This window comes from Pseudomonas sp. GOM6, from assembly GCF_029537485.1.
Taxonomy (GTDB): Bacteria; Pseudomonadota; Gammaproteobacteria; order Pseudomonadales; family Pseudomonadaceae; genus Aquipseudomonas.
Genome location: NZ_JARPUS010000021.1, coordinates 54,907 through 61,774, shown reverse-complemented (window position 1 = coordinate 61,774; position 6,868 = coordinate 54,907). Strand labels below are relative to the sequence as shown.

Annotated in this window: 7 protein-coding genes; 6 read left to right on the top strand and 1 reads right to left on the bottom strand. The window is 63.9% G+C overall.

Features of this window, described 5'->3' with window-relative positions; all coding sequences use genetic code 11:
* Positions 1-657: acetyl-CoA C-acyltransferase (locus tag P7A97_RS19080; RefSeq protein WP_277691966.1), on the top strand; the 657-nt coding region annotated here is incomplete at its 5' end.
* 134 nt (positions 658-791) lie between these two features.
* Here P7A97_RS19080 and P7A97_RS19075 read toward each other — a convergent pair.
* Positions 792-1,115, bottom strand: coding sequence for a DUF1820 family protein (locus P7A97_RS19075; RefSeq protein WP_277691965.1), 324 nt, complete (start codon positions 1,113-1,115; stop codon positions 792-794).
* 133 nt (positions 1,116-1,248) lie between these two features.
* Between P7A97_RS19075 and miaB the strand changes: the two genes are divergently transcribed.
* From miaB to lnt, 5 genes are all read left to right on the top strand, one after another.
* Positions 1,249-2,586: a tRNA (N6-isopentenyl adenosine(37)-C2)-methylthiotransferase MiaB gene (gene miaB, locus P7A97_RS19070; RefSeq protein ID WP_277691964.1), complete on the top strand. Its 1,338-nt coding sequence runs from the start codon at positions 1,249-1,251 to the stop codon at positions 2,584-2,586.
* 105 nt (positions 2,587-2,691) lie between these two features.
* Positions 2,692-3,687 carry a PhoH family protein gene (locus tag P7A97_RS19065; protein WP_277691963.1) on the top strand — a complete coding sequence of 332 codons (996 nt, stop codon included), beginning with the start codon at positions 2,692-2,694 and terminating at the stop codon, positions 3,685-3,687.
* Entirely contained in the window at positions 3,680-4,138 is a 459-nt protein-coding gene (ybeY, locus tag P7A97_RS19060) for an rRNA maturation RNase YbeY (RefSeq protein WP_277691960.1), read from the top strand. Before P7A97_RS19065 ends, ybeY begins: the two co-directional genes overlap by 8 nt.
* Positions 4,139-4,171: 33 nt before the next feature.
* Entirely contained in the window at positions 4,172-5,008 is an 837-nt protein-coding gene (locus P7A97_RS19055) for an HlyC/CorC family transporter (RefSeq protein ID WP_277691958.1), read from the top strand.
* 319 nt (positions 5,009-5,327) lie between these two features.
* Positions 5,328-6,866 carry an apolipoprotein N-acyltransferase gene (gene lnt, locus P7A97_RS19050; RefSeq protein ID WP_277691957.1) on the top strand — a complete coding sequence of 513 codons (1,539 nt, stop codon included), beginning with the start codon at positions 5,328-5,330 and terminating at the stop codon, positions 6,864-6,866.
* Positions 6,867-6,868 lie beyond the last annotated feature (2 nt).

Below are 6,868 nucleotides of genomic sequence, written 5' to 3'. Positions count from 1 at the left end.
CAGGACGCCTTCGCCGCCGCCTCCCAGCAGAAGGCCTGCGCCGCCATCGAGGCCGGGCGTTTCAATGATGAGATCACCCCGATCCTGATCCCCTCGCGCAAGGGCGAGCCGCTCAGCTTCGCCACCGACGAACAGCCGCGCGCCGGCACCAGCGCAGAATCCCTGGCCAAACTCAAGCCGGCGTTCAAGAAGGACGGCACGGTGACCGCCGGCAACGCCTCCAGCCTCAACGACGGCGCCGCCGCCGTGCTGCTGATGAGCGCCGAGAAAGCCGAGGCCCTCGGCCTGCCGGTGCTGGCCAGGATCGCCGCCTACGCCAATGCCGGCGTCGATCCGGCGATCATGGGCATCGGCCCGGTGTCCGCCACCCAGCGCTGCCTGGAGAAAGCTGGCTGGCAGCTGGCTGATCTGGATCTTATCGAGGCCAACGAAGCCTTCGCCGCCCAGGCCCTGTCGGTCGGCCAGGAACTGGGCTGGGACGCGAGCAAGGTCAACGTCAACGGCGGCGCCATCGCCCTCGGCCACCCGATTGGCGCCTCCGGCTGCCGGGTGCTGGTGACCCTGCTGCACGAGATGCTCAAGCGTGATGCCAAGAAAGGCCTGGCCACCCTGTGCATCGGCGGCGGGCAGGGTGTGGCGCTGGCCATCGAAAGATAAGGACGTGGGTTAGGTTGAGGGCATAGCCCGAAGCCCAACAGTGGAGAAACGGGCCGCGATGCGGCTCTCGGCATCGCTTGTTGGGCTGCGCTTCGCTCAACCTACGAGGCCCGACCCAACCTACACACCAAGGTTTACTTCTCGGGCATCGGCATGGGGAACGGCATCACGTTGCCGCCACCCTTGGCCTCGCTGATCTTCGGTGTACCCAGGCGCTCCACCTCGTCGATGCGAATGATCGCGTGCATCGGCACTAAGCTGCGTACCACGCCCTCGAACTGCGCCTTGAGCTTCTCCTCGCTGGGGTCGACCACCACCTGGGTGCGCTCGCCAAAGACGAACTCCTCCACTTCCAGGAAGCCCCACAGATCGCTCTGGTAGATCTGCTTGGCATACATCTCGTACACCTGGCCCTGATTCTGGAAGATCACCTTGTAGATAGGTTCGCGTTTGCTCATGAGGGGAAACTGCTGAAAATCGGGGGCGCAAATACTAGCACAGCACCTCCCCGCGGACGGCACTTGCCCATTCCCCGCCAGCAGCTATGCCCCTATAATCCCCGGTCATTTTTTAAACAGCACGACCTTACCCATGGCCAAGAAGCTTTATATCGAAACCCACGGTTGCCAGATGAACGAGTACGACAGCTCGCGCATGGTCGATCTGCTGGGCGAACACCAGGCCCTGGAAGTCACGGAAAACCCGGCAGAAGCCGACGTGATCCTCCTCAATACCTGCTCGATCCGCGAAAAAGCCCAGGATAAGGTGTTCTCCCAGCTGGGCCGCTGGCGCGAGCTGAAACAGGAAAACCCCAATCTGGTGATCGGCGTCGGTGGCTGCGTGGCCAGCCAGGAAGGCGCCGCCATCCGCGACCGCGCACCCTATGTCGACGTGGTCTTCGGCCCGCAGACCCTGCACCGTCTGCCGGAAATGATCGACGCCGCCCGCACCACCAAGACCGCCCAGGTCGACATCAGCTTCCCCGAGATCGAGAAGTTCGATCACCTGCCAGAAGCTCGCGTCGACGGCCCCAGCGCCTTCGTCTCGGTCATGGAAGGCTGCAGCAAGTACTGCACCTTCTGCGTGGTGCCCTACACCCGCGGCGAGGAAGTCAGCCGGCCGCTGGCCGACGTGCTGGTGGAAATCACCCAGCTGGCCGAGAAGGGCGTAAAGGAAGTCACCCTGCTCGGGCAGAACGTCAACGGCTACCGCGGCCCAACCCCGGACGGACATATCGCCGACTTCGCCGAACTGCTCTACGCAGTCGCCGAAATCGACGGTATCGAGCGCATCCGCTACACCACCAGCCACCCACTGGAGTTCTCCGACGCCATCATCCAGGCCCATGCCGACATCCCGAAGCTGGTCAAATACCTGCACCTGCCGGTGCAGTCCGGCTCCGACCGCATCCTGGCGGCGATGAAGCGCAACCACACGGCACTGGAGTACAAGTCGCGCATCCGCAAGCTCAAGGCGGCTGTGCCGGATATTCTGCTCAGCACCGACTTCATCGTCGGCTTCCCTGGCGAGACCGAGAAAGACTTCGAGCAGACCATGAAGCTGATCGAGGATGTCGGCTTCGACTTCTCCTACTCCTTCATCTACAGCTCGCGCCCCGGCACCCCGGCCGCCGACCTGGCCGACGACACTCCTGAAGAGGTGAAGAAGCAGCGCCTGTCGATCCTGCAGACACGCATCGCCCAGCAAGGCTTCGAGAACAGCCGACGTATGGTCGGCACCACCCAGCGCATCCTGGTCAGCGACTACTCGAAGAAGGACCCGGGCATGCTCCAGGGCCGCACCGAGAGCAACCGCGTGGTCAACTTCCGCTGTGATAATCCGCGCCTGATCGGCCAGTTCGTCGACGTGCATATCGATGACGCCCTGCCCCACTCACTGCGCGGCACGCTGATCGACACCGTGCACTGATCGACCAATGGCTAATATGTCCCTGCGCGCGCGAACTTTTCCCGCGGCCCGCGCAGGGTTATGCTCCCTCCATCATTTCTGCCGCGTGGCGGTAACCGGACTCCATTGAACGCCCCCATAGAACCCCATCGTTTTATCCTCGAACCCTTCGAAGCACGCCGCTTCGCCAACCTCTGCGGACAGTTCGACGAGCATCTGCGCCTGATCGAGCAACGCCTCGCCATCGAGATCCGCAACCGTGGCAACCAGTTCGAGCTGATCGGCCCGTCGCAGCACACCCAGTCCGCCGAGAACCTGCTGCGCCGTCTGTACCGCGAAACCAAGAGCACCGAGCTGTCGCCCGAACTGGTCCACCTGTACCTGCAGGAATCCGGCCTGGAAGCGCTGGACAGCGGCAAGGCTGACGCTGGCGTCACCCTGCGCACCAAGAAAGGCGTGATCAAGCCGCGCGGCGCCAACCAGCAGCGCTACGTCAAGGCGATCCTCGATAACGACATCAACTTCGGCATCGGCCCAGCCGGTACCGGCAAGACCTACCTGGCCGTGGCCTGTGCAGTCGATGCGCTGGAGCGCGAGCAGGTGCGCCGCATCCTCTTGGTACGCCCGGCGGTCGAGGCCGGCGAGAAGCTCGGTTTTCTCCCTGGCGACCTGGCGCAGAAGATCGACCCCTACCTACGCCCGCTCTACGACGCACTGTACGAGATGCTCGGCTTCGAGACCGTGGCCAAACTGATCGAGAAGCAGGTGATCGAGATCGCCCCGCTGGCCTACATGCGCGGCCGCACCCTTAACAACAGCTTCATCATTCTCGACGAGAGTCAGAACACCACCCTCGAACAGATGAAGATGTTCCTCACCCGTATCGGCTTCGGCTCTACCGCCGTGATCACCGGCGACATCACCCAGGTCGACCTGCCGCGCGGCACCAAGTCGGGCCTGAGCCATGTGATGACCGTACTCAAGGACGTCCCGGGCATCAGTTTCACCCACTTCAAGCCCAAGGACGTGGTGCGCCACCCGCTGGTGCAGCGCATCGTCGAAGCCTACGAGCGCTTCGAGGAAAGCCAGAGCCAGGACGGCAAGGGTCGCCCCGATGCTTGAGCTCGACCTGCAGAACGCCTCGCAGGCCAGCCAGCTGCCGAGCGAGGCGCAGTTCCGCCAGTGGTGTGAACTGGCCCTGCGCCAGCGCACGGCCGACTCCGAGCTGACAATCCGTCTGGTTGATGAAGCCGAAGGCCAGGAGCTGAACCGCACCTGGCGGCACAAGGACTACCCGACCAACGTGCTGTCGTTCCCGGCCGATGTGCCCGACGAGATGCTCGACATTCCGCTGCTCGGCGATCTGGTGATCTGCGTGCCGGTGGTCGAGCGCGAAGCACAGGAACAGAACAAGTCGCCAGAAGCCCACTGGGCCCACCTGGTGATCCACGGCTGCCTGCACCTGCTCGGCTACGACCACATCGAGGATGAGGAAGCCGAGGAAATGGAAACACTGGAACGACAATTGCTGGCTGAACTGGGTCATCCCGACCCTTATGCAGCCGACGAATAACCACAGAGACTCAGGAAAACTCCCGAGACCATCATGAGCGAAGACCGATCGAGCAACGAGCAGAAGTCCTGGTTCAACAAACTGACCCAAGCTTTTGCTCATGAGCCGAAAAACCGCGAAGAACTGCTGGAAGTCCTGCGCGAAGCCCACCAGAACAAGCTGCTCGACAGCGAAGCGCTGACCATTGTCGAAGGCGCCATCCAGGTCGCCGACCTGCAGGTACGCGACATCATGGTGCCGCGCTCGCAGATGATCAGCATCAAGGCCAGCCAGTCGCCGGCCGAATTCCTCCCCTCCATCATCGACTCCGCGCATTCGCGCTACCCGGTGATCGGTGAGAGCCTTGATGAAGTCATCGGCATCCTCCTGGCCAAGGACCTGCTGCCGCTGATCCTCGGAGGCGACCAGCCTTTCGACATCAAGCAACTGCTGCGCCCGGCCACCTTCGTGCCGGAATCCAAGCGCCTCAACGTGCTGCTGCGCGAGTTCCGCGCCAACCATAACCACATGGCCGTGGTGATCGACGAATACGGCGGCGTCGCCGGCCTGGTGACCATCGAGGATGTGCTGGAGCAGATCGTCGGCGACATCGAGGACGAACACGATGTCGAGGAAGACAGCTATATCAAGCCACTGCCCTCCGGCGACTTCCTGATCAAGGCGCTGACGCCGATCGAAAACTTCAACGAAACCTTCGACACCGAGTTCCCCGACGACGAGTTCGATACGGTCGGCGGCCTGGTGATGAACGCTTTCGGTCACCTGCCCAAGCGCAATGAGATCACCGAGATCGGCGAATACCGCTTCCGCGTGCTCAACGCCGACAGCCGCCGCCTGCACCTGCTGCGCCTGACGCCGCTGGAGCGCTGAGCTGCTTCTCTTGTGGGGATTTAGCCGCGATGCACTTTACCGAACAGCATCGCGACTAAAGTCGCTCCCACAGGCTCGTAGCCCGGACTTCAGCCCGGGAAACAGACTGCAATGCCCCGGACTAAAGTCCGGGCTACGAGTCTGGAGCGCTAGCACCTCGCAGTACTACTTGTAGAAGGGGCCTTGGCCGCGACTGGAAAGCCACGCGCAGCCAAGGTCGCGGCCAAGGCCCCTCCTATGGCAATCCCGCCCCTCGGCTTTCTACCCGCCAACGCTTCCAGTACCCTTGCCCGCCAGACTTCCCGCTCAAGGACGCACGATGCGCTGGATCACTCAACCCGGCTGGCCGGGCAATCTGCTGGCCATCGCCGGCGGCGCCTCCACCACACTGGCCCTGGCTCCTTTCAACGCCTGGCCATTGGCCTTGCTGGCCATCGCCATTTTCTACCTTGGCCTGCGCCACCTGAATCCACGCCAGGCCCTGCTGCGCGGCTGGTGCTACGGCCTCGGCCTGTTCCTCGCCGGCACCAGCTGGATCTACGTCAGCATCCACGACTACGGCGCCGCCTCGGTGCCCCTGGCGGCCTTCCTGACCTTCGCCTTCTGCGCTGGCGTGGCGCTGTTCTTCGCCCTGCCCGCCTGGTTCTGGGCGCGCTGGCTGCGCCGCAATGACGCGCCCATCGCCGACGCCCTGGCCTTCGCCGCGCTGTGGCTGGCCCAGGAAGCCTTTCGCGGCTGGTTTCTCACCGGCTTCCCCTGGCTCTATGCCGGCTACAGCCAGCTGCATGGCCCACTGGCCGGACTGGCACCGGTCGGCGGCATGTGGCTGATCTCCCTGGTGCTGGCGTTGAGTGCTGCACTGCTGGTCAACCTGTACTCTCTACGCCATCAGCGCTCCCGCCTGATTGGTGCAGTCACCTTGCTGTTGGCCCCCTGGCTGGCTGGCCTGGCCCTCAACGGCCAGAGCTGGACCACGCCCATGGGTGCGCCGCTCAAGGTCGCCGCCCTGCAGGGCAATATCGAGCAGAACCTGAAGTGGGATCCGGCGCAGCTGGACGCCCAGCTGGCGCTGTACCGCGACATGACCCTGAGCAGCCAACCGGCCGACCTGATCGTCTGGCCGGAAACCGCGGTGCCGGTACTCAAGGAATACGCCGAGGGCTACCTGAAAGTGATGGGCCGCGTGGCGGCCGACCGCGACGCTGCACTGATCACCGGCATCCCGCTGCGTCAGCTCAACGAACAGGGTGAGAAGCGCTACTACAACGCAATTACTGCAACAGGCTGGGGCGAGGGCACCTACCTCAAGCAGAAGCTGGTGCCCTTCGGCGAATACGTACCACTGCAAGATATGCTACGCGGGCTGATCGCCTTCTTCGACCTGCCCATGTCCGACTTCGCCCGCGGCCCCGCCAACCAGAGCCCGCTGCAAGCCAAGGGCGTGCGTATCGCGCCGTTCATCTGCTATGAGGTGGTCTACCCGGAATTCGCCGCCACCATGGCCGCGCAAAGCGAACTGCTGCTGACGGTCAGCAACGACACCTGGTTCGGCACCTCGATCGGCCCGCTGCAGCACCTGCAGATGGCGCAGATGCGCGCCCTGGAAGCCGGACGCTGGATGATCCGCGCCACCAACAACGGCGTCACCGCGCTGATCGACCCGCAAGGCCGTATTGCCGCGCAGATCCCGCAGTTCCAGCAGGGCACACTCTATGGCGAGGTGCAACCGATGCAGGGGCTGACGCCCTACCTGCACTGGCGCGCCTGGCCGCTGGTAGTGCTGTGCGGCCCGCTGCTGGGCTGGGCCTTCTTCGCCCGCCGCCGCGCGGTTCGCGACCTCAGCCCGCAGGCGGCCTGAGC

Bases quoted from the DNA above. Each gene is read 5' to 3' on its own strand.
- P7A97_RS19075 (WP_277691965.1), bottom strand. From the start codon at position 1,115: ATGAGCAAACGCGAACCTATCTACAAGGTGATCTTCCAGAATCAGGGC.
- miaB (WP_277691964.1), top strand. From the start codon at position 1,249: ATGGCCAAGAAGCTTTATATCGAAACCCACGGTTGCCAGATGAACGAG.
- ybeY (WP_277691960.1), top strand. From the start codon at position 3,680: ATGCTTGAGCTCGACCTGCAGAACGCCTCGCAGGCCAGCCAGCTGCCG.
- P7A97_RS19055 (WP_277691958.1), top strand. From the start codon at position 4,172: ATGAGCGAAGACCGATCGAGCAACGAGCAGAAGTCCTGGTTCAACAAA.
- lnt (WP_277691957.1), top strand. From the start codon at position 5,328: ATGCGCTGGATCACTCAACCCGGCTGGCCGGGCAATCTGCTGGCCATC.